At 45.6% G+C, this 21,717-nt stretch carries 21 protein-coding genes; 9 read left to right on the forward strand and 12 right to left on the reverse strand.

Translation table 11 applies throughout. From position 1 onward, the window contains the following. Window positions 1-48: 48 nt before the first annotated feature. Window positions 49-636 carry a histidine phosphatase family protein gene (locus NSQ55_RS05405; RefSeq protein WP_038568983.1) on the forward strand — a complete coding sequence of 196 codons (588 nt, stop codon included), beginning with the start codon at window positions 49-51 and terminating at the stop codon, window positions 634-636. Window positions 637-713: 77 nt separating this feature from the next. Next, window positions 714-1,532 carry a GGDEF domain-containing protein gene (locus NSQ55_RS05410; protein ID WP_081392000.1) on the forward strand — a complete coding sequence of 273 codons (819 nt, stop codon included), beginning with the start codon at window positions 714-716 and terminating at the stop codon, window positions 1,530-1,532. A 67-nt stretch (window positions 1,533-1,599) separates the two neighbouring features. Here NSQ55_RS05410 and NSQ55_RS05415 read toward each other — a convergent pair whose 3' ends face one another. From NSQ55_RS05415 to NSQ55_RS05445, 7 genes are all read right to left on the reverse strand, one after another. Next, a complete protein-coding gene (locus NSQ55_RS05415; protein WP_248547896.1) occupies window positions 1,600-2,832 on the reverse strand; it encodes an SLC45 family MFS transporter in 1,233 nt (410 codons plus the stop codon). A 4-nt stretch (window positions 2,833-2,836) separates the two neighbouring features. Further along, on the reverse strand, window positions 2,837-3,574 hold the full coding sequence (locus tag NSQ55_RS05420) for a glycerophosphodiester phosphodiesterase (protein ID WP_339171797.1): 738 nt from the start codon (window positions 3,572-3,574) through the stop codon (window positions 2,837-2,839). Window positions 3,575-3,676: 102 nt separating this feature from the next. Then, entirely contained in the window at window positions 3,677-4,543 is an 867-nt protein-coding gene (locus tag NSQ55_RS05425; RefSeq protein ID WP_076186782.1) for an STM4011 family radical SAM protein, read from the reverse strand. Further along, window positions 4,540-5,889 carry an STM4012 family radical SAM protein gene (locus tag NSQ55_RS05430; protein WP_339171802.1) on the reverse strand — a complete coding sequence of 450 codons (1,350 nt, stop codon included), beginning with the start codon at window positions 5,887-5,889 and terminating at the stop codon, window positions 4,540-4,542. The genes NSQ55_RS05425 and NSQ55_RS05430 overlap by 4 nt, the downstream gene beginning before the upstream one ends. 32 nt (window positions 5,890-5,921) lie before the next feature. Further along, complete coding sequence (locus NSQ55_RS05435) at window positions 5,922-6,704, reverse strand: STM4013/SEN3800 family hydrolase (protein WP_076129567.1); 783 nt, start codon at window positions 6,702-6,704, stop codon at window positions 5,922-5,924. Beyond that, entirely contained in the window at window positions 6,704-7,993 is a 1,290-nt protein-coding gene (locus NSQ55_RS05440; protein WP_339171807.1) for an STM4014 family protein, read from the reverse strand. Before NSQ55_RS05440 ends, NSQ55_RS05435 begins: the two co-directional genes overlap by 1 nt. Before the next feature lie 7 nt (window positions 7,994-8,000). Continuing rightward, on the reverse strand, window positions 8,001-8,846 hold the full coding sequence (locus tag NSQ55_RS05445; protein ID WP_076129565.1) for an STM4015 family protein: 846 nt from the start codon (window positions 8,844-8,846) through the stop codon (window positions 8,001-8,003). 169 nt (window positions 8,847-9,015) lie between these two features. Here NSQ55_RS05445 and NSQ55_RS05450 point away from each other — a divergent pair, with 169 nt between their 5' ends. From NSQ55_RS05450 to NSQ55_RS05460, 3 genes are read left to right on the forward strand one after another with little or no spacing between them, the layout of a single operon-like run. Beyond that, window positions 9,016-9,915 carry an amidase family protein gene (locus NSQ55_RS05450; RefSeq protein ID WP_339171809.1) on the forward strand — a complete coding sequence of 300 codons (900 nt, stop codon included), beginning with the start codon at window positions 9,016-9,018 and terminating at the stop codon, window positions 9,913-9,915. Further along, on the forward strand, window positions 9,897-10,490 hold the full coding sequence (locus NSQ55_RS05455) for a hypothetical protein (protein ID WP_339171811.1): 594 nt from the start codon (window positions 9,897-9,899) through the stop codon (window positions 10,488-10,490). Before NSQ55_RS05450 ends, NSQ55_RS05455 begins: the two co-directional genes overlap by 19 nt. Window positions 10,491-10,526: 36 nt before the next feature. Then, window positions 10,527-11,054 (forward strand): NUDIX domain-containing protein, encoded by a 528-nt coding sequence (locus NSQ55_RS05460; protein ID WP_076186776.1) that lies wholly within the window; start codon window positions 10,527-10,529, stop codon window positions 11,052-11,054. 86 nt (window positions 11,055-11,140) lie between these two features. Here the strand turns inward: NSQ55_RS05460 and NSQ55_RS05465 are convergent, their stop codons facing one another. The 5 genes from NSQ55_RS05465 to NSQ55_RS05485 form a co-directional block, all read right to left on the reverse strand. Continuing rightward, the gene (locus NSQ55_RS05465; RefSeq protein WP_076186774.1) at window positions 11,141-12,829 is read right to left on the reverse strand and encodes an alpha-glucosidase; all 1,689 of its coding nucleotides are present in this window, start codon (window positions 12,827-12,829) and stop codon (window positions 11,141-11,143) included. 34 nt (window positions 12,830-12,863) lie between these two features. Next, window positions 12,864-13,682, reverse strand: a complete 819-nt coding sequence (locus NSQ55_RS05470; protein WP_076186790.1) for a carbohydrate ABC transporter permease — start codon at window positions 13,680-13,682, stop codon at window positions 12,864-12,866. Continuing rightward, window positions 13,682-14,548: a sugar ABC transporter permease gene (locus NSQ55_RS05475; protein WP_076186771.1), complete on the reverse strand. Its 867-nt coding sequence runs from the start codon at window positions 14,546-14,548 to the stop codon at window positions 13,682-13,684. The genes NSQ55_RS05470 and NSQ55_RS05475 overlap by 1 nt, the downstream gene beginning before the upstream one ends. 82 nt (window positions 14,549-14,630) lie before the next feature. Continuing rightward, complete coding sequence (locus NSQ55_RS05480) at window positions 14,631-15,887, reverse strand: extracellular solute-binding protein (RefSeq protein WP_076186769.1); 1,257 nt, start codon at window positions 15,885-15,887, stop codon at window positions 14,631-14,633. Between the two features lie 151 nt (window positions 15,888-16,038). Next, window positions 16,039-17,043 (reverse strand): substrate-binding domain-containing protein, encoded by a 1,005-nt coding sequence (locus tag NSQ55_RS05485; RefSeq protein ID WP_076186767.1) that lies wholly within the window; start codon window positions 17,041-17,043, stop codon window positions 16,039-16,041. Window positions 17,044-17,446: 403 nt separating this feature from the next. On the opposite strand from NSQ55_RS05485, the gene NSQ55_RS05490 reads away from it, so the two are divergent. From NSQ55_RS05490 to NSQ55_RS05505, 4 genes are read left to right on the forward strand one after another with little or no spacing between them, the layout of a single operon-like run. Then, on the forward strand, window positions 17,447-18,400 hold the full coding sequence (locus NSQ55_RS05490) for an AraC family transcriptional regulator (protein WP_076129560.1): 954 nt from the start codon (window positions 17,447-17,449) through the stop codon (window positions 18,398-18,400). A 6-nt stretch (window positions 18,401-18,406) separates the two neighbouring features. Then, the gene (locus NSQ55_RS05495; protein ID WP_076129559.1) at window positions 18,407-19,483 is read left to right on the forward strand and encodes a Gfo/Idh/MocA family oxidoreductase; all 1,077 of its coding nucleotides are present in this window, start codon (window positions 18,407-18,409) and stop codon (window positions 19,481-19,483) included. Window positions 19,484-19,534: 51 nt separating this feature from the next. Next, on the forward strand, window positions 19,535-20,266 hold the full coding sequence (locus NSQ55_RS05500) for a ThuA domain-containing protein (RefSeq protein WP_339171819.1): 732 nt from the start codon (window positions 19,535-19,537) through the stop codon (window positions 20,264-20,266). Next, window positions 20,267-21,235 carry a sugar phosphate isomerase/epimerase gene (locus NSQ55_RS05505; RefSeq protein WP_076186757.1) on the forward strand — a complete coding sequence of 323 codons (969 nt, stop codon included), beginning with the start codon at window positions 20,267-20,269 and terminating at the stop codon, window positions 21,233-21,235. Window positions 21,236-21,717: the final 482 nt, after the last annotated feature.

Raw genomic sequence — 21,717 nt, forward strand, 5'->3', positions numbered from 1 at the left:
ACCAGCATCACAACTGCCACTAGACTCAATAGCTAAAAGGAGATTTTTATGACTACAATAGGTTTAATTCGCCATGGAAGTACCGCGTGGAATAAAGAAGGCAGAGTGCAAGGGCATACGGATAATTCATTGGATGCTGAAGGCCTGCAACAGGCACAACTACTGGCTGAACGTCTTAGCACAGAACAATGGGATTACATATATTCAAGTGATTTACTCAGAGCGCGGCAAACGGCAGAGGTTATTGCAGAAAGATTAGGCCTTGAGATCACGGGTTTAGCGCCGGGCATTCGAGAGATGTATGCGGGACTTATTGAAGGAACTACGCAGCAAGAGCGGATTGAACGATGGGGAACCGATTGGAAGACGTTAGATTTGGGTTTGGAAACTCCAGAAGCCAGCGAGCTCAGAGGCAGCGAAGTCATTGAAGAAATTGCGGCGAGACATCCAGGCAGTCATATTCTGATCGTTAGCCATGGTGCAATTTTACGCAGTAGCCTTAGAAGACTACTTCCAGAACTGGACGGCACAGTATTATTGAACAATACGTCAATTACGCGAATAACAAAATCCGAATCGGATGGCTCATGGAACTGCGAGTTATATAATTGTGCGCGGCATTTGGAGAAAGAGTAAGTGTTCAGATAATGTTCAGAGCTTTTTTATATATTGGTATCGCAGTACAGTAAGCTAATTATTTGTAGTTCAGAAGGATGTGCGAATTAAAGGTGGTAGAGGTTCAGATTTATTTACAAACGTTAATGTCCATTATCATCGCAGGGGTTGTAGGTTATTTAGTAATGAGATTTTACCGGGATGCTGCTAGTAAGGAACCAAAACAAAGAGCAGTTTACACGGGCCTTTCCATTATAACTATTGTCGTTGGATTGTGGGCAATGCATCAGCTAGGCAAAAAATCCTTAGAAGAAACTATAGAGGTCAATGGGGCGATTTTCACTCCGTTATTGATATACGCGCTTACGATAGCTGTTTTAATGTTTTTGCTTACACGGCTGAACCTTGTTTTGGCGGAAAGAGAGCAGCTTAAGGAACTTGCCTATAAGGATGGCTTAACAGGGCTGTTAAACAAGAATGGAATGGATCACTTTTGGGATCGCTGCAAAGTAAATGAGCAACTAGCCGTATTGTTTATGGATTTGAACCGGTTCAAATCAATCAATGACAGCTTAGGACATCATGTGGGCGATTTACTGCTGCAAGAGGTGGGAGGAAGGTTAAGTCAATTCTCCAGCAAAAGAAAACGCCATATTTTCCGTATAGGCGGTGATGAATTTGTGATTGTAGCTAAAGGCTGCAATCAGAAGGAAGCGGAGCAGTTAGCGGTGCAGATTCTGGAGAAGACGACCAGACATTATCAGCTGGGAGAGCACAACCTCTTTGTATCTGCGAGCATAGGCATCAGCATTAGTCATGGCAAGGTGGATCATTTCAGGCTGCTGCACGAAGCAGATACAGCGATGTACACCGCCAAACAGCTGGGTACAGGTCGTTATTCAGTTTATAAAAATTAGTTTGTTAAGTGTAAAATATAAGCGTCAGCCCTGGACATAAATAGATGTCTAAGGCTGACGCTTTTTTTTAGGCTCCCGGTGTGTGAAACTTGTGGGGGACTTGCTTGCGTCCCTTCATCAAGAAGAGGCAGAGCAGGGCAACCGCCATACTAATCGCTGCTACATAGAACAGGATGGAGTAATCAAAAATATCAATCATTAGCCCCAGCAAAGGTGGCGAGCTGATCGCTGCCAGTGAAGAGACCAAATAATACATCCCTGTTCGAGTACCGATACTCTCCTCAGTTCCCGTTGCAACAACATAAGGATAAGAGTTGATGTTGATACAAGCCCAGAAGATTCCTCCTGTCAGGAGTAACGCTCGAAGCACCAGCAGGTCCTGTGCAAACCCAACAAGCGCAAAGACCGTCATCAGGCCACATACGCCGATGATAATGATCTTCTTTTTCCCGAATCGCCCACCCAGCCAACCGCTCGGAATAGCGAACAGCACAAAGGCAAGGGAGAAGAAGGTAAGGGAGAAGGAGGCTGCTTGTTCACTGAGGCCCAGATGGTTTTTGCCATACAATGTAAACAAGGTTTCGACCCCTTGATAAGCTACAAACCAGAAGAAAATCGCTGCCAGTAGAAAGACTGTAGTACGATCCAGCTGGCCGCGAAAGGAGACTCTGGAAGGCTTAACTATCGTCGCAGAAGGGCTCCCCGCTGTATCGGATAGAAGCGTAGGGCTTATATTCACACCATCCCGTTTTTCTTTGATGAAGCGCGATACGATAAATAGACATAACAGGGTAATCAGTCCAGCAACGAGAAATGGCAGCGCAGGATTTGATTTATAGAGGATCGAACCCACGCCAAAAGCCAGAATTGATCCGAATCCACCCATGAAATTAATTAATCCGTTAGCCTTTGTACGCTGCTCTTCAGGTGTTATGTCGGGCATGAGAGCGACGGTAGGGGAACGGTATAAACTCATGGCTAGATTCATCAGCATCATAAATAAAAGCAGTGTAAATAGTCCGGTATGAAACGGAATCAGCATAGTCAGCACGGCAGCGAAGGGCATACCGATCATAAGATAAGGCATTCTGCGTCCAAAACGCGAGGTCGTGCGGTCACTCCGATTACCGATCCAAGGCTGCAAGAATAAGGCGAAGTAATTATCAATCGTCATCATGAAGCTGATTAGGGCTACACTATGTACATATTTTTCGAGGAAAAAAGGTACAAATGCGTTATACAGACTCCATGTAATGCTGATGCTGAAAAAGCCGAATCCGAGCAGCCAGACTTTTTTCACACCATCACACTCCCTTGTCAGCCAGAAGTCCAGCGAGTACGTCTGGATGATCGGTAATAATGCCTGATACACCAGCTTCAATTAAATATTTCATCCGCTCGGGATCGTTAACGGTCCAAGGATGGTAGACAACGCCATGCTTCGCCGCTTCTTCGACGAATTCAGGCAGTACCGCAAAATGATACGCATGCAACGCAGTCGCTCCAAGTGTAGCTGCATAATCCCAAGGACGATACAGGCCTTCCCCGTACAGAATTCCTGTTCTGATCTCCGGTGCCAGCGACTGACAGTAAGCTAGTGAATAATGGTTGAAGCTCGAAAAAATGACGCGATCGCTCATCTTGAAATCCCGTACGGCCGCGATCACTTTTTCCTCCATGCCCGGATATAAAAAAGTGCCATTTTTAAGCTCGATATTTAGTATGGTATCTCTACCTTGCAGCAGATCTAATAAATCTTCCAGCAATGGAAGGCGCTCATCTTTGAATTCAGGTCCGAACCATGAGCCTGCGTCCACTTCCAGCAGTTCTGCGAGTGTATGATCCTTCACATAGCCGGTTCCGCTTGTCGTGCGGTTTAGAGTTTCATCATGAATGAGGACTAGGCCGCCATCCTTGGTCATTTGTACATCAGTTTCTATTCCGGTTGCACCCAGCTCAAGACCTTTGCGAAATGCTGCCATAGTATTTTCTGGACACACTGCCGACGCTCCACGATGCGCAAAATTAATGATGTTGTTCATAAGTTATTGTCCCTCCAACTTTAGTGTTTGCTATGCCCCTATAGATGGGGGCTACTTGTCATATTCCACAGAGAGTAAAGAAACCCTGTCTGGAATTCTAATTCAGTTGTTCATAGCGCCATAAGGGATTCGTTCCAAAAGTCCAGCTTCATAGATGCTCCGCAGCTTCAGCTCGGGCATATGAATATAACCGATATAACAATCGCATACCTTCATTCGGCAGCTTCTAACCGCAGAGAGACCCTCTAGCCCATCACGGTAAAGATTGCCTATGACACCTCTGTCCTTATAGCAGCGTTTCACAAGCCCAGCGCCCTGTACGTAAAAAACATCTTTTCCTGCATTGCAGGCTTGGCCAAGGCTTTCATAATCCATAGCATTCACAGAAAAATGTGGATCAATCTCGCTAAGGAAGACAAAATCCTCAGCTGTATAATAATCAGGTTTATCTTTGTAAGCATTGACCCATAAGTACACGTTCTCTGGTAACGCAGAACGAAGTGAAGCTATCGCTGAAAAAGCGCTGCGTATTCCAACGCTTCCCACACTAAATGGAACGTCGTTCTCATATAAAGTCAAACATTGCGCCAGAAATTTATCCTCCCGCACTTGTCCGGGGTGGTAGGTGGCCCAAAAGGCCACTTTTTTACGATTCAGCTGGGAGATGAAACCCAGGTTGGCAGATAGGTTGGTCTGAATCGCTACCTTCTCTACATGGTCCATATTGGAGAGGGCAATCATTGCTTCTTTGTACCAGCGATGAATTAGCCCTTCGCCATAGGGATTAAAAAATATAGAAAGCCGATGACCTGCCGCACCTTGCTCAGAGGCCCACGCTACAAAGGCTTCCAGCCCCTGGCGGTCCTTGGCGAGCGTAGCTGCGCTGTCTCTTGTTTTGCCAAAAGGACAATAGGGGCAATCATAGTTGCAGGACGTGAGGGAACCGCGGTAGTAGAGGACCGCATTCATGGCAATACGAACCTTTCCATCTGCTCTCGGATCTCCCCAGAAATAAACCAATCCCCAATCGAATCAGAGTAACCCATCCCTTCGGTGGTAAGGCGCAGGATGCCATCTTCCTCCTGCCCAAGACCGGAATGAAGCAGGTTGGACAGCTCAGGATAATCGCTCCAGAGCGATTGACCGAAACGCTGGCTGTAATCTTCAAGCTTCAGCCCTTCGCTATGTAGAATCGCCTTCAGAATAAAGCGGCGTTTCTGTTCTTCAAGACTCAGCACAATCCCGTAATCCGCAGTATCGTAACGATCCGTCGCAACGTAATCAGCAATAATGCTCTCGGTTGCTTTACGGCTTACCCCATAACGGGAAGCGTAATGCACATGGCGGGTGTAGGATCTTGCTCCGCAGCCCAATCCGACCATTCCTTCTTCTTGGCAGCTATAATCGAGAATGGGTTTAGCTGTTCCTGCGTCTTCCTTGGCGAAACGACGCATGGAGTATTGGCGATATCCTCTCGCTCTAAGCAGCTGCCCAGCGGCTTTGTAGCAATCTAGGCGAATATCGTCCTGACGCTGGATATCACCAGGCTTCACAATCGTATGCTCACGGGTGTAGAGCGGATAGATGAAAATTTCCTCTGGCTCAAAGCTGATCGCTTGATTGAGCGAATATAGCCAAGAGTCGACCGTCTGCCCCGGAAGCCCGTAGATCAGATCTAAATTCAGTATGGGAAAATCATATTTCCCCAGCAGCTCTAGTGCCCGATATACCTCATCCGGATTTTGTGGGCGATAGATGGCCGCCGATTCAGCAGCGACAAAACTTTGGATGCCCATGCTGACCCGATCCACCGTATACTCTTTTAGAATATTCAGCTTCTCTTCGGTAATCGTCTCCGGTGAAGTTTCTACTGAGATGGAGGCTGTATTTGTGTCCAGTCCCATCGTATCAACGGCAATGTGGAACAAGCGGCGGAGCTGATCTGCTGCCAGCAGGGTGGGAGTTCCACCGCCGATCGCAAAACGCGCATAAGGTTTATGTCTGGTGAATTCCGCCCATTGCTTTGCTTGGCGTTCCAGGGCATCCACGTATGTGGCATGAACATTTGCGCGTTTATCAGGCAGGGTAAATAGGTTGCAGAATCCGCAGCGTGCGCCACAAAACGGAATATGCATATATAGAAAGAAAGATTCCGCAGGCTCATCACGCCAGAGTGTTTCTAGCGGCATCGGAGGCTGCAAATCGCTGTAAGCCGTTTTGTGTGGATAGGAATACAGATAAGAACGGTAAGGGTGAGCAGTAATGCTGTCTTTCCACTTGTGAAGCTCTTCTAAAGAGAAGGACGATAACGTCATATCAGTTCTCCATCCTTTCCTTGTTATAAATATTATAAAATAAACTCTCGATAAGGGACGTTCCATACCGTCTCGTGGGCAAGGCGATGCCCCTGATAGCCATCTTCCCCATAAGCGGTTCCATGATCTGAAAAAGCCAGGCAGAAGACCGGATTGCCGCGTTCCCGGAACGCATCGAACAACCGGCCCAGTTCACCGTCCACATAACGAAGAGCGGCGCGCTGGCTGTCTACGGAGTCTTTTTTAGCACCAGGTACAAAATAATGATTTGGTCCGTGAATGGCAGAGACGTTGAGGAACATAAACAATCTTTGCTCGCTAGGAGTATCCTTTAGCAGCTTCAAGGCATGGTTCACCTGATGCTCTGTGGAACGCGGATTGGTCACACCGAAGGTCATCCGCCAGTAGCTTTGCTGGAAATAGCTTGGCAACACACGAGCGAGTGGATTTTTTTTGGTGAAAAAAATAACACCTCCAATACAAACCGTGCGATAGCCCTCGGCAGCAAGTCCTGACACGATATCCGGCGTATCGAACAGCCATGTATGAGGATGCGTCTTCATTCCGGTATTTCGGGAATGGAACATACGGATATGCTCAGTCTTATCCGTTGTAGCTGGAGTAGGCAAGAAGCCGCCGAAAAAAGCGTGATGGGCCGCATAAGTAAAGCTGCCGGGAGTATGTCTTTTCTCCCAGGATCCCGTTCCGCACAGGTTCGGGCAGTTCGCTTCCTCCATAGTAGCTGCATCGTATCGAAGGGTATCAAGTGTGATCATTAGAATGTCATGGGTGCCAACGATAGTGTTCATATCCATTAAGAGGATCCTTCCTTTATAAGCGGTGTTGAGGGATGAGTAATATAGTCTCTGGCGGTCAATACCTTCATTTCCCATTCGTAGGTGCTGCAGCCACGGTATTTCACATCGTACAGCAAATCGCCAAAAGGATTAACATCGGCGACAAAACACTGCTGCGATCCTCCAGATATCAGCACGTCTATCCCGGCAACTCCAGAACGGGGAAATGCCGCCAGCGCTTGCAACGCGGTATTTCGTACCTGCTCCTGTATGAATTCTGATAAACCGGCTTCTGAAGGAGACATCCGCTGGCTGCGTAAATGCAGATTCGTAATTGGGGTGGAACTTACACGAGCAATTGTATGACAGGCCTCACGGAGAACCACGAGCTGGCGGATATCGAAGGCTTTGCCGTTATGGCCGATCTTAGGGATCCATTGCTCGGCATAACCACCATGCCGATAAATCCAGTTAATAATGCCGGAGATCGTGGCGGTATCTGTGTATCGCCGCAGTTTACCGGAATTATAGTAAATGGGCGGTCGGGTGATGTAATTCTCGACCCCCACTGTAGTTAAGGCAATTTCGGCACCTGTAACGGGATGGAGCTGATAGGCGATCACCCCGGAAGCGGCAGAGCCGAAGGCTAGCTTAATGAATACCCGGTGCATTCGCCGGGAGATCATCATCTCACGGAGAGAGGCATAGTCGGTAGGCTGCTGTTCCTCGCCTAATGGACGAGGAATAGGGATGCCTGCCTCACTCAGAATCTGTTGTGCCCGCCGTTTATCGGTCATGGCCGCAATGTCAGCGGGGTCATTTAACCATAGCGAGCCTGGACAAACCTCTTTGGCTTCGCGCTGTAGTCTAGCCAGCATGCGGCAATAACCGCGGAACCATTGCGAAGGATGATGCAGGACACCCTGCATCTCCTTCAATTGATGGGCTACCTTCACACGGAGTGGGCGCGGATCAGGTCTTTCAGCGTAGGGATGCAGCGAATCGTCAACATCAACGGCATCAGGTGCGCCAAGAGCGATTAAGGCACGTTCTACTTCAAAGCTGCTGCCAGGCGATTCCAATCTCAGCAGCGGGGGAGCCGTACTGAGATCTATTCCGTTATAAACAGCCGGCTGGCTGGATAACTGCTGCTTCTGCACTTCCAGCAGATCACCTAACAATTGGCCATGCAGAAATTCAGCGTACGATAAAATGATGGCAGGTGGCATTCCGAGATCGGAACGTGCTTGCTGAATGCCGCTAGTCCGTTTATCCCCAGGAATACCGATAACGATCATCGGCCGCATAGGGGGCTCACTCTGTGATGGAAGGATAACGCCAGTCTTCCTCATCATCGCTTTCCTGTTTGTCGCTGACATCGACAGGTAATCCACTCTGCTGCCACCGGCTGATCATCTCGTCGGACATAAAATGATGGCTTAGATTCAATGCTTTTAGTCCCTTGATTCTCTCGCTGGCAAGAAGCAATTCAGCACCTTCGTCGCTGAGGGTACCCAGAGATAGATCTAGCGTATCCAGCTGATCTAAGATAGGCGCATTTGCTACTGCACCGGCGATTTCATCTTGTATTTCGCTATTTTTTAATCCCAGATAGGTAAGTTTAGGGAACTTTCCTACTTCTATAAGAGGTAGAATATCTGCGAGGCTTCCGTCAAAGCCGTAGTTATCTACGCCAAGATATAGTTCCAGCTTGCGTAAATTCGGCAATTGGCTGGCTGCAATATTTTCAAGTACGGCTTTACTTAAGCCGCCACTAATAATTATCAGTTCCTCCAGCTTGTCATGCTTTAGCTCTGAGAGGCTCAGCTCATTCCCGCCTTGAATCGTGAGTGATTGTAATTCTGGAAAAGCAGGGAGCAGCGGTGATAGATCGCTTTGGGTAATCCATGAAATCTCGCATTCCTCATAGCCCATCTCACCAATAAAAAGCTTGCGTAAAGCAGGGAAGCTGGCGCTATGCGTAACCAGTGCCTCTACAACCTCTTCCGAGCTATTCTCGTAGGCTTGCCCCCAATCACCGATAATTAGGCTGGTCAGCGACGCACCTTCAGGGCTGCTGCTTAACTTCTCAATTGCTTCGCCAATTCTTTGACCTTCTTCGAATTCGTCGTATCCAATACTAAGCTTTACTTCCGTCATGGGTGTTCCCTCCCGGAAAAATTTAACTTCGAAAATACCCTATCATCTGTAGCCGAGGGAGTCAAATAGCTGAATATAACTATAGTTAAACTCTCCATATTATTGAGGTGAAATTTTGTGGTAGGTTTATACTAGAGGCAATTTTATTTTTTTGGAAGGAGTTATTCGTATGAAGAATAAACTTCAGGAATGGATTATTGAGACGGATATAATTAAAATGCAAGAGGCTCTGGAAGCAGGTTTAATTACCTCAGAGGATATAGTTCAAGTATATTTGGAGCGGATCCATAAATACGATATAGACATAAACTCTATTTTAGAAATAAATCCAGAGGTTATACAAATCGCGCGAGCACTCGATAAAGAACGAGCAGAAAAAGGGAGCCGCGGGAGCCTGCACGGTATTCCTATTTTATTGAAGGATAATATAGACACCGCGGATAAGATGCATACGAGTGCCGGTTCTGTAGCTTTAGCTGGATCAATTGCGGCAAAAGATTCATTTGTAGCGGCCAAGCTTCGATTGGCGGGGGCTATTTTACTTGGGAAGGCGAATATGTCGGAGTGGTCTAATTTTATGTCTAGTACAATGCCTGCGGGATATAGCTCGCGGGGAGGGCTTGTACTGAATCCGTATGGACCTGGGACGGTATTTGTCAGTGGTTCCAGCTCTGGGCCTGCGGCAGCCGTAGCAGCGAATCTGGCAGCAGCAGCGATCGGAACGGAAACCGCAGGATCTATTGTCGGTCCAGCCAGCCAACATGCTCTTGTCGGAATCAAACCTACGGTGGGATTAGTGAGCCGTACTGGAGTCATTCCCATTTCAGTAAGCCAGGATACCCCTGGGCCTATAGCTAGAACGGTTACAGATGCGGCAATTATTTTAGGGGCGTTAACCGGAGTGGACGCCAACGATTCAGCAACATTTTCAAACGAAAAATACGCTTATACAGACTATACTTCAAGTTTAGATAAAAGCTTTATACGACAAGCAAGAATAGGTATTCCACGGCATTATTATAAGCATTTAGACGCTGAGAGGCTGCAATTATGGAAGCAGCTATCTTGACCTTGAAGAATGAAGGGGCTACCATAATAGATCCTGTCACAGTACATGTTGAACAACAGAATTGGAATAATGATGTGATTTGTTATGAATTTAAAAAAGGGCTCAACCAGTATTTAGCACAAGTAGATGATTCCGTTCCGATTCACTCTTTGCAAGAATTGATAGCCTATAATGAAAGACATGCTGAGATTGCCCTGCGATATGGGCAAGACACCCTGACGAGATCAGAAGAAGTAACTTTAACTGAAGAAGCCTATCAAGAGAAGAAACAAGAATACAAGGAATTAGCGCTTGAACAAGGAATAGATTATGTGTTGGAACAGTATAGTTTAGACGCCTTATTGCTGCCTGGTGATGTAGATGGCATGTATATTGCGGCACGCTTAGGTTATCCATTAGTTACCGTTCCGGCGGGATATGTATCTCAAGGCATTATTGATGCGGATGGGGATTCGACCAAGGGACCTTTTGGTGTTGTTTTTTCCGGAAAAGCTTATAGCGAGCCTACGCTCATAGCCTTAGCATACGGGTTTGAACAAGCTACGTATCACCGGATTCCACCTCAATTGGAGTAGAATTAGGCTAACTTAGAATAGAAGGAAGCGATCAGTTTGAAGTATTGCCTGGAATGTGGGACAGAGTTAGTAATGAAAGAAAGTGAAGGGGAAGGGCAGGTACCTTATTGCAATGCGTGTGAAATGTTCCGATTCCCTATTTTCAGCACGGCGATTAGTACAGCAGTATTAAACAGGGAGAAAAACAAGATTTTATTAATTCAGCAATATAATCGGCCAGACTATATATTACTCGCAGGATACGTGAACAAAGGTGAAGATGCGGAAACGACTCTCGTACGTGAGGTAAAAGAAGAGGTAGGACTTGATATTGTCGCTTATGAATATATGCGCAGCTTGTACTTCGCACCATCCAATACGCTAATGCTGAATTTTATAGGTGTTGCAGATTCGGAGGACTTGAGCCAGGTGAGTACTGAGGTTGATCATGCTGAATGGTTTACCTTGGAAGAAGCCGCCAGAGCGATTAAAAAGAACAGCCTAGCCGAAACCTTCTTACTGGCGATTATTGAGAAATTGAACGCGGGACAGGTACAGGTCAATCCGGTAAAAGGAACGGTTTAAAATGTAAGTCTATAACTCAAAAGTGTTTATGAAAAAGCAGAAAGGAGCCCGGAGGCTCCTTTTTGTTTTTTCATGCAAGGGGGTACTTAATTAAGCTTATACACACGAGCTTCATAAGGACGAAGCTGAATTGTGTTTAGTTCTTCTTCTGGATTTACTTCGTAGTTGGCAATAAGCAATTCCTTCGCTTGGAATTTCACAGTAGAAGGAAGTTCGAAGGTCGCGGGCTCTCCGAAGAAATTCAATACAACCAGTAGCTGTTCTTCTCCAAGAGTACGCAGATAAGCATATACCTGTTCATTCTCCTCAGCCAGAATTGTATAACTTCCGTATACGATAATCTCATGCTGCTTACGCAGCTCAATTAGCTTCTTATAGTAGTGGAAAATAGAATCGGGATCTGCCAGAGCCTGCTCCACATTAATATCTTCGTAGTTAGGGTTCACAGCCAGCCACGGTGTGCCGGTGGTGAAGCCTGCCTGCGGTTCCGAGTTCCATTGCATCGGCGTACGGCCATTGTCCCGACCTTTGATGTAAATGGAATTCATGATTTTTTCTTCCGAGTGACCGGCAGCCAAGTATTCCTTATACATATTTAGAATTTCAATATCCTTGTAGTCATCGATGGAAGCAAATTGTACATTTGTCATGCCGATTTCTTCACCTTGATAGATGTAAGGTGTACCTTGGAGTGTGTGAAGCAGTGTTGCCAGCATTTTTCCAGACTCTTTCGGGAACAGCTTATCATCCCCAAAGCGGGATAACATACGCGGCTGATCATGGTTGTTCATATACAAGCTGTTCCAACCCTTACCGTCCAGTGCAACTTGCCACTTGGAAATAATGGACTTAATGTCCGCCAGTTTCCAAGGCTGTACATTCCATTTACCTCCAGCACCGGAATCGACATCCATGAGCTCGAAATGGAATACCATGTTCAGCTCGTTTCGATCCTCGGAAACATACAGTGAAGCTTCTTCTGGAGTAACATTAACAGCTTCGCCCACTGTCATGATATCGTACTTGGATAGCACCTCACGGTTCATTTCCTGCATATATTCATGTACGCGGGGACCGTTAACGAAATAGTCTCCACCGAAGTGGTAAGTAGGCTGTTCTACGTTACTTTCCGTAGAAACGCTAGGTAATTCCGGTACTTTGGAGATCAGGTTGATCACGTCCATGCGGAATCCGTCAATTCCTTTATCCAGCCACCAGGTCATCATATCATAGATTTCCTGGCGCAGTTTTGGATTGTCCCAATTCAGGTCTGGTTGTTTTCTGGAGAAGAGATGGAGGTAATATTCTTCCGATTTCTCATCCAATTCCCAAGCCGATCCGCTGAAGAAGGAGCCCCAGTCGTTAGGCGGCTGTCCGTCCTTACCAGGACGCCAGATATAATAATCACGATAAGGATTATCCTGCGATTTGCGGGACTCCACGAACCAGGCATGTTCATCTGAGGAATGGTTGACCACAAGGTCCATAATCAGCTTCATGCCGCGGCTGTGAAGTCCAGCTAGCAGTTCCTCCCAATCGGAGAGCGTTCCGAAATCATCCATAATACTTTGATAATTACTGATATCATAACCGTTATCGTCATTAGGCGACTGGTACACTGGGCACAACCAGACTACGTCGACACCAAGATGATTTAGATAATCGAGTTTCGAGATAATCCCTTGCAGATCACCAATGCCATCCCCGTTACTGTCTTTGAAGCTGCGGGGGTAAATTTGATACACTACGCTTTCTTTCCACCATTTCTTATCCATGTATAACTCTCCTATCTCTCTATATAAATCTTAGTTATTTAATGGATCCAGATGTTAGTCCGCTGATAATCCATTTTTGCGCGAACAAATAGACGATGAGCATCGGGGTTAATGCGAGCAGATATGAAGCAAATGCTAAGTTAAAATCCGTGCTGAACTGGCCCTGGAAGACATATTGTACAAGCGGAAGCGTGTAGGAATCTTGATCTCCGAGCAGAACCAGCGGTAGCATAAAGTCATTCCAAGTCGATAAACAAGACAGGATACCGATTGTTGCACTGACAGGAGCGAGGAGTGGGAAAATAATCTTCCAGAACGTTCCGAAGGTCGATGCGCCATCTACTGTAGCCGCTTCTTCCAATTCATACGGAATGGAGCGGATATAGCCGGTGTATACAAAAACGTTAAAGGCCAGACCATAAACAACGTATAGAATAATAATCCCTACAATATTGTTCATGTGCAGATCCGTTGTCACTTTGACCACAGGCAGCATAATAATCTGGAAAGGGATAAACATAGCACTGATAAAATAGAAGTAAAGCACTTTGAAAAATTTCCGCTTCATATTACGTGCAATAGCATAGGCTACCATGGAGTTGGTAAGCAATATGAACACAACAGTCGTAATAGTAATAATGGTGCTATTTCCTAAAGCATTGAAGAAATTCGTTGCCTTAATCGCATTGGCGAAGTTCTCAAAATGCAGGCCAGTCGGCAGCGAAAAGATAGATTGAGCCATTTCTTCGGGATTCTTGAGCGCGATGGCAATAGTCATGTAAAGCGGAAAAAGAATCAGCAGTGAGCCTAGGGCGATAAGCGTCGTTACAGGCCAGTTGGTTGATTTTTTGATCATAAGTCCATCTCCCGTTTCTGCAGAAATTTAAGCTGAAGGGCGGAGATAACGACGATCACGATAAAATAAATCACGGCGTTCGCCGATTGGTAGGCAAATTCTCCGCCTTGGAAGCCGCCTGTGTAGATTAAGTGGGCAATGGATTGAGTTGAACGTCCTGGTCCCCCACCTGTCAAAGCAACGATTTGGTCGAATACCATCAGGCCGCCCTTCATCGCGAGTACCATATTGATCGTGAAGAAGGAAGCAAGCATTGGAAAAGTAATGCTCCAGAATTCTCTCCAGCGGCTAGCGCCGTCCAGATTGGAAGCTTCGTAAAGATCATGAGGAATGGTCTGCAGACCCGCCAGATAGAGAATCGTGTTATAAGCAATCCCCTGCCAAACGGCTACAATGACGATACCGATCCAAGCCCAGTCCGAGTTACCGAGAATGTTCTGTGATAAAAATTCACTGCCGAGTTTCGCACCCCAAATAGGGAATACATTAGCGAACAAGTAGTTAAAAATAAAACCGACAATCAATACGCTAAGGATATTAGGAAGGAAATATACCCCGCGGAAAAAGTTTTTGGCTTTAATTTTCGCATTTAGTCCTAACGCAATCAACAAGCTGATGATGTTGATAAGAATAGTGGTCAGGATGGCATATTTAAAAGTGAACACATATGAATTCAACACATTTTCGTCTTGAAAAATGTTGACGAAGTTCTTAAATCCTACGTAATCAAAGCTGTCACTAAAGCCGTCCCAGTTTGTGAACGAATAATATATACCCTGCAGTGCAGGAAAGGTATGAAAGGCAAAGAAAAGAAGTAATGCCGGTATAGTCATCAGATAAAAGGCGACTCGGCGTTTGGCCATCATGTAATCCTCCTCATTGTAAAAGCGAAAGAGAAGAGGGGAAGCCCCGTTCTCTTTCGCGGTTCATGTTTGTCTGATCTGGTTATTTCCGGTCAGCTACTTTATCCCATTCTGTATCAAGCTGTTTTAGGTAAGCATTAATATCTTTCTTTTGTAAGAAGGCTTGGTTGATGGTTTCAACTTTCATTGCACTTGGAATGTAGTGGTCAGCAAAGTCAGCGAGTTTACCTGCTTCAAAAGATGCTTTGAATCCGTCCATCGTTGGATCATCCTGTGTTACACCTTGTACTGCTGGGAATGCTTTTTGTTCGTTGATGTATAGGGTGACATTCTCAGGTTGAAGTAGGAAGTCAATGAATTTCTTGGCTTCTTCTTTATGTTTAGTGTTCTTGGAAATAGTCAGTAATGTGTCTACGCCAGAAATGACCTTAGCATCGGCAGCATCATTTGTCGCTGGGAACGGGAATACGCCAAGTTCAATGGATGGATTGGCTTTCACGATTTCTGGAATCGCCCATACGCCTTGCAGGTACATTGCTGATTCGCCTTTAGCGAATGCTGTGTTGCCGTCATTGTAATTCTTTCCAAAGATATCTTTCTGTCCGTATTCCGTCAGCTTAAGCAGTTTTTCGGCAACCTCGTTAAAGCTGTCTGCGAAGGTTACAGTGCCTGCTGTACGCTCCTTGAAGAAATCATTACCTTTAATGATCGTTGAGAGGGAATTGAAAGGTGTAAGTGTTGTCCAAGCATCCTTAAAAGTCAGATAGAAAGCATTCTTACCGCTATCTTTGAACTTTTGAGCGACAGCCATGAACTCATCCCAGGTTGTTGGTACGGTAACGCCCGCTTCAGCGAACATCGCTTTATTGTATATGACCCCACTTGCATTGGAGGAGAATGGAAGAGCATTCAACGTGTCTGTACCCGTCAGGTCTTTCATCATTTGGACATAGGCAGGTTGAATATTCTTAGCTAGCGGATCAGAAGTGAAGTCTTCAAACAGACCGCTTGCGGATAAAGTTTTGTAGGTGTCGGTGGCACCCATACCCACGACATCAGGAATGTCTTTTTTAGCCGCACGAGTCTTCAGCACAGTTTCAGCATCCGGCGGGTTCACTTGAGTGACTACGATGTTCGGATTGGCTTCATTAAATTTCGCGACTAGCTTGTCGAAGGTGGCTTTGGCTTCAGACTTACCTTGGAAGAATTCGACTTTTACCTTTTCACCGGAGGAATTCCCACTGCTATTTGTGCTGTTGTCAGCCGCGTTATTGCCACAGGCGCTAAGCACGGACATAGCCACTAGGCTAACCACTACAGGTTTGATTGTTTTTTTCATGATAATTCCTCCTAATAATTTGTTATTCTGATGATGAAGAGAAGGGTAAACGTTTACTCTGAACATATACTTAAAAGATATTCTGCTACTTATAGGCGGAGGATATACATTAAGATAAAGAGTAAACGTTTACGTTATATTGACAAAAGACTTAGGTAAGTGTTCTTACCGTTTGTCTTTCCACAATTAGGTGGTCGACGATTCTGCTATTCACAGTCTCGCCCGTTTCAATCATTTGGATCAGTTTTTCCACAGCGATCTTACCAATATCGTACAGTGGCTGACGAACTGTAGTTAACGGTGGAATAACCATTTTAGCCATTCCGAGATCATCGTACCCCATAATAGAGATATCTTCAGGAACGCTTAAACCATATTTGATGACAGTGGAAAGGGCGCCAATCGCCATTTCGTCACTAGCGGCAAAGACGGCAGTGAGATCAGGAGCTTGATCCAAGAGAGCTTCCATTGCAATACTCCCACTTTCATAATGAAAGTCTCCAAAAGTTAGATAACGGCTGTCAAAAGGTATGCCATTTGCTTCAAGTGCTTTACGATATCCCTCAGCTCTGGGTGCACCCGCAATAATATCGTTTTGATCTCCGCTGATCATGGCTATTTTTCTGTGACCTTTAGAAATTAAGTAAAGGATAGCATCATAGGCAGCTTGGTAATCATCTACTTTTACGTAAGGTACACTGGCAAATTCCGTTTGGGAAGAGACCAGCACAACTGGGATTTTCATGGTTTCTAGCACATCGTAATATTCTTTCTTCAAGACTTCACTTGAAAAAATAATGCCATCGACTTGCTTCTCTCTGAGCAACTGCAAATACTTCAGCGTTCGCTTACCATCCTGATCGGTATTACAAACCATCACACTGTAATTTCGGTCATTGGCCAATTCCTCAATGCCTTTAAGCAGATTGGAGGAGAAAGCTCCGGAAACACTTGGAAACATTACACCTATAGTCTGCGTACGCTTATTGATTAGGCCACGAGCAATCGCGTTAGGTTGATAACCAATTTCTTTGATCGCCTCATTTACCTTTTGTTTCGTTTTGTCCGAATACCCACTTAAATTGTTTAGCACGCGAGAGACCGTGGCAATGGAAACGTTCGCTTTCTGTGCAACATCTTTAATCGTTGGGTTCATTCCTATGAGCTCCTTAAACTACGGTTATCCTTGAATTAAACGCTTACGTAGTGAATAATGAATTTATATTCATCGAACAACGTAAACGCTTACCCTGAATATAAATCCTGATAGGTATTTTTGTCAACTCTACTTAAATATAAAAAAATGATCAAAGCTACGTAAAACCAAGAGTTCTTTTAATAGAATGAAAGCGATACATATACCAAAAAATTACTTAAAATAATGGAGAGAGCACGGTTTAGTTTTAGGTGATAACTTGATTGTACAGATCATTTGTACATGTAATTGACAAAAGAATATTGGAGGTCTAACATTTAGAGAGTAAACGCTTACGTAAAACTTTTAAATATGGCATGCAAGCCCTGGTTTTAATGATTTACTCGGATAAGGAGTTGTATTTATGAATATTTATCTCGAGATTCCGGATGTGGATAAGCACTTTCCTTACCGCAGTTTACTTTGCAATGGTGATACGTTGTGTTATCCGCATTGGCATAAAGAAATTGAAATTATCTATGTTACCAAAGGAAGCCTGAATCTGGGAATTAATGATACCCCTATTCACATGGAACAGGGCGAGGTTCAGTTTATCAATGGTGGGGATGTGCATTATTTTCTCTCTTCCCCTGAGAGTGAACGGGTAGTGATTCAATTTGACCTGAATTTGTTTCAAGAAGTAGCCGCTTTGAACGGTAATGACTACTCACTTCGTGAGGTCTTTACGCTTATGGAGTATTCCAGTTCTAGATGGCCCGTGGCAACTGCCGCGAAGGTCAAAGGGCTGATTGAGAGTATTTACGAGGAAGATGTACAGCGAAGAGAAGGGTATGTTTTTCTAATCAAGGCTAGATTATTTGAACTGCTGACCGTTATTTTACGTGAGGTACCGAAAAGTCCGATCAATAAACAGCCTAAGTTCTCAGAAGATACACTGAATCAATCCAGAGAAACACTGGAGAGACTAGAGCGGATTTTTATTTATGTGGAGCAGCATTATCAGGAGGCTATTTCGCTGAATGAGGTAGCTAATTATATGGGTTTTAGTCCTTATTATTTTACCAAATTGTTCAAGAAAAACACGGGCATGACCTTTATCGCGTTCTTAAACGAATACCGGCTTAACAAAGCCAAATGGATCTTGATCAATGAAGATCTGCCGATGTCTGCCGTGGCGGAAGCAGCCGGGTTTGGCAGCGTGAAGACCTTCCATCATTTTTTCAAGGAAGCAACGGGGATATCCCCGCTGAAATACCACAAGACAATATTCGGGAATAATACAGCAAGATTACAGGAAGAAAGCCCTTCCTCAGATTTGTATGATAGAGATATCAAAACAGGAATAAGTGGAGGTTAGACCAGAATGACTTTAACAGTAGGAATTATCGGCTGCGGAGGTATTGCGAACGGCAAGCACATGCCAGCGTTAAAAAAAGTAGAAGGTGCGCGAATGGTTGCTTTTTGTGATATCGTCGCTGAACGTGCCGAGAAGGCAAAAGCGGAGTTTGGAGATGAGCAGTCCGTAGTTTACACAGATTATAAAGAGCTTCTTAACGATGCAAGTATAGATGTGATTCATGTATGTACGCCGAACATTTCCCATGCGGAGATTTCCATTGCGGCTATGGAAGCAGGCAAACACGTAATGTGTGAGAAGCCGATGGCTAAAACCACGGCAGAAGCACAAGCGATGATCGAGGCCTCAGAGCGAACTGGGAAAAAGCTGACCATCGGTTATCAGAACCGTTTCAGACCAGATTCAGCTTATCTGCATGCGGTATGTGAGAATAATGAGCTTGGTGAGATCTATTACGCCAGAGCTAAGGCTATCCGTCGTCGCGCTGTCCCAACTTGGGGTGTGTTTTTGGATGAAGAAGCGCAGGGCGGCGGTCCGTTGATTGATATCGGCACCCATGCGCTCGATTTGACCCTGTGGATGATGGATAATTACAAACCTAAATATGTCGTGGGCAACGCTTATCATAAGCTGTCCGGTCGTAAAAATGCTGCAAATGCTTGGGGCCCGTGGGATCCTGAGAAGTTTACAGTGGAGGATTCCGCCATTGGATTCATCACTATGGAGAATGGGGCTACCATCGTCTTAGAAGCAAGCTGGGCACTGAATACACTCGATGTCGGTGAGGCCAAAACGGTACTTTGTGGGACTGAAGGCGGAGCAGATATGGAGAAGGGTCTGCGCATTAACGGAGAAGCCTACGGTAAAACCTTTGAGAAGCATATCGGTCTGGATGCCGGTGGCGTCGACTTTTATGATGGTGCAGGAGATGATCCTGCGGTGATAGAGGCAGCTCAGTGGATTGACAGCATTGTAAATGACACCGAGCCTGTAGTGAAGCCGGAGCAGGCGTTGGTTGTGACTCGCATCTTGGAGGCTATTTATAAATCCTCTGAAACTGGAATGCCTGTGTTTTTTGAATAATCAAGCAAATTCGAGGGTCATAGATAAATATGAACTAGGAGCGTGTCTCAAGTGACAAGAGTAACCGTATGGAATGAATTCCGTCATGAACGTCAGGAAGAAAGAATTCTTAAGGTCTATCCGCAAGGTATTCATGGACAACTGGCAAGTTTTCTTCAAGAGGCAGGACTGGACACTCAGACAGCTACGCTGGATGAACCAGAGCACGGACTTACGCAAGAGGTATTAGATAACACGGATGTACTGATCTGGTGGGGACATATCGCCCATCATGAAGTAAGTGATGAGATTGTAAATCGTGTACATGCGCGAGTGCTGCAAGGTATGGGACTTGTAGTGCTTCATTCGGGCCATATGTCCAAAATCTTTATTAAATTAATGGGCACCAGCTGCGATCTGAAATGGCGTGAAGCTGAGGAGAAGGAGCGTCTGTGGGTCATGGACCCAAGTCACCCGATTGCTGAGGGCATTGGTGAATACATCGACTTGGAGCAAGAGGAAATGTACGGTGCGCATTTTGATGTGCCAGCACCAGAGAGTCTTGTATTTGTCGGCTGGTTCGAAGGCGGCAACGTCTTCCCAAGCGGATCGACCTACCGTAGAGGCAGCGGGAAGATCTTTTATTTCCAGCCTGGTCATGAATCTTATCCAACCTATTACAACAAGGATATTCAAAAAGTTATCGTCAATGGCGTGAACTGGTGTGCACCAACGAAACGTGACTATCCGGTTTACGGACATTCTGAAGCCTTAGAGCCTATTAAAGAAAAGGTGGTCGTATAAATGAAATTAGGCGTATTTGATCCTGTATTTGGAAGCTTGAGTCTTGACGAGATGTTAGATAAAATCGCCGCCGCAGGTTTGAATGCGGTAGAGATCGGCTCGGGCGGTAATCCCGGTAATGCTCACTGTCCGACAGATGAGCTGCTTGCGAGCGAGTCAGCACGTCAAGAATATTTGGAAAAGTTCACGAAGCGTGGCATTATGATCAGTGCCTTCAGTTGCCATAATAACCCGATTTCACCAGATAAAGAAGAAGCCCGCGCCGGGGATGAAATTCTCCGTAAATCGATCAAGCTGGCTTCACTCATGGGTGTTAAGGTCGTGAACACTTTTTCGGGAACGGCTGGGGACAGCGATGAGGCAAAAGCACCGAACTGGCCAGTCACACCTTGGCCTACCGTGTACAGCGACATCAAAACCTGGCAGTGGGAACATAAGCTGATCCCTTACTGGAAGGAAATCGGCAAGCTGGCCGAGGAGCATGACGTTAAGATCGGCATCGAGCTGCATGGCGGCTTCCTGTGCCATACTCCTTATACGATTTTGAAGCTTAGAGAAGCAACCTGCGATGCTATCGGAGCTAATCTGGATCCGAGCCATCTGTGGTGGCAAGGTATTGATCCTGTAGGTGCCATTAAGATTCTCGGTAAAGCTGGTGCGATTCACCATTTCCATGCCAAGGATACTTACTTGGATCAGGACAACATCAATATGTATGGTCTGACCGATATGCAACCTTATGGTGATGTGCAGACCCGCGCATGGACCTTCCGCTCCGTTGGTTGCGGCCACAGCATATCTGAGTGGTCAGATATCATGAGCGCGCTGCGCACTTACGGTTATGATTACGTGGTGAGCATCGAGCATGAAGACCCTCTTATGACGGTTGACGAAGGCTTCCAACGTGCAGTAACCAATTTGCAATCCATTCTTATTCATGACCAGCCTCAGGGTATGTGGTGGGTGTAAGGTCAATTTAGAAAGCCTTGATTCTCTATTTAGAGAATCAAGGCTTTTTTTGTGTGTAGTGGGGATGGGGGGGGAGAGTGGAAGAGCGGAAGAGCGGAAGGGAGTAAAAACGAGCTGACAAAGAGATAGGGGAGATAGGGGAGGTAGGGACGAGGTAGGGACGAGGTAGGGACGAGTAGGAGCTAATAAGAAACGAACTAGAAACTAATCAGAAATGTACTGGAAACAAACTAGAAACCAACTAAAAACCAACTAAAAACCAACTAAAAACCAACCCTAAACTAACTGGTTTGCCAAAGGACTCAGATGCAGCTATTCGCGAGTTTTAGGGTTTTTGGAGCGAGTTTCGGACCCGAGAGACCTTATTGGTCCTAAAAGCAAGGAATTCGAGGTGTTTTGAGCAAATAACTGCGCTGGAGTCCGATAGCATCTCAAAACAGCAAATTTGTTGCAAATAGGGTCTCTGGAGTCCGCAACTAATA

The sequence above is a fragment of the Paenibacillus sp. FSL H7-0943 genome (genome assembly GCF_037963265.1).
GTDB lineage: Bacteria > Bacillota > Bacilli > Paenibacillales > Paenibacillaceae > Paenibacillus_AQ > Paenibacillus_AQ odorifer.

Excerpts from the sequence above, each read along its gene's own strand:
- NSQ55_RS05405 (WP_038568983.1), top strand. The coding sequence starts at position 49 with ATGACTACAATAGGTTTAATTCGCCATGGAAGTACCGCGTGGAATAAA.
- NSQ55_RS05410 (WP_081392000.1), top strand. The coding sequence starts at position 714 with ATGTGCGAATTAAAGGTGGTAGAGGTTCAGATTTATTTACAAACGTTA.
- NSQ55_RS05420 (WP_339171797.1), bottom strand. The coding sequence starts at position 3,574 with ATGAACAACATCATTAATTTTGCGCATCGTGGAGCGTCGGCAGTGTGT.
- NSQ55_RS05425 (WP_076186782.1), bottom strand. The coding sequence starts at position 4,543 with ATGAATGCGGTCCTCTACTACCGCGGTTCCCTCACGTCCTGCAACTAT.
- NSQ55_RS05430 (WP_339171802.1), bottom strand. The coding sequence starts at position 5,889 with ATGACGTTATCGTCCTTCTCTTTAGAAGAGCTTCACAAGTGGAAAGAC.
- NSQ55_RS05435 (WP_076129567.1), bottom strand. The coding sequence starts at position 6,704 with ATGGATATGAACACTATCGTTGGCACCCATGACATTCTAATGATCACA.
- NSQ55_RS05440 (WP_339171807.1), bottom strand. The coding sequence starts at position 7,993 with ATGCGGCCGATGATCGTTATCGGTATTCCTGGGGATAAACGGACTAGC.
- NSQ55_RS05445 (WP_076129565.1), bottom strand. The coding sequence starts at position 8,846 with ATGACGGAAGTAAAGCTTAGTATTGGATACGACGAATTCGAAGAAGGT.
- NSQ55_RS05450 (WP_339171809.1), top strand. The coding sequence starts at position 9,016 with ATGAAGAATAAACTTCAGGAATGGATTATTGAGACGGATATAATTAAA.
- NSQ55_RS05455 (WP_339171811.1), top strand. The coding sequence starts at position 9,897 with ATGGAAGCAGCTATCTTGACCTTGAAGAATGAAGGGGCTACCATAATA.
- NSQ55_RS05465 (WP_076186774.1), bottom strand. The coding sequence starts at position 12,829 with ATGGATAAGAAATGGTGGAAAGAAAGCGTAGTGTATCAAATTTACCCC.
- NSQ55_RS05475 (WP_076186771.1), bottom strand. The coding sequence starts at position 14,548 with ATGGCCAAACGCCGAGTCGCCTTTTATCTGATGACTATACCGGCATTA.
- NSQ55_RS05480 (WP_076186769.1), bottom strand. The coding sequence starts at position 15,887 with ATGAAAAAAACAATCAAACCTGTAGTGGTTAGCCTAGTGGCTATGTCC.
- NSQ55_RS05485 (WP_076186767.1), bottom strand. The coding sequence starts at position 17,043 with ATGAACCCAACGATTAAAGATGTTGCACAGAAAGCGAACGTTTCCATT.
- NSQ55_RS05490 (WP_076129560.1), top strand. The coding sequence starts at position 17,447 with ATGAATATTTATCTCGAGATTCCGGATGTGGATAAGCACTTTCCTTAC.
- NSQ55_RS05495 (WP_076129559.1), top strand. The coding sequence starts at position 18,407 with ATGACTTTAACAGTAGGAATTATCGGCTGCGGAGGTATTGCGAACGGC.
- NSQ55_RS05505 (WP_076186757.1), top strand. The coding sequence starts at position 20,267 with ATGAAATTAGGCGTATTTGATCCTGTATTTGGAAGCTTGAGTCTTGAC.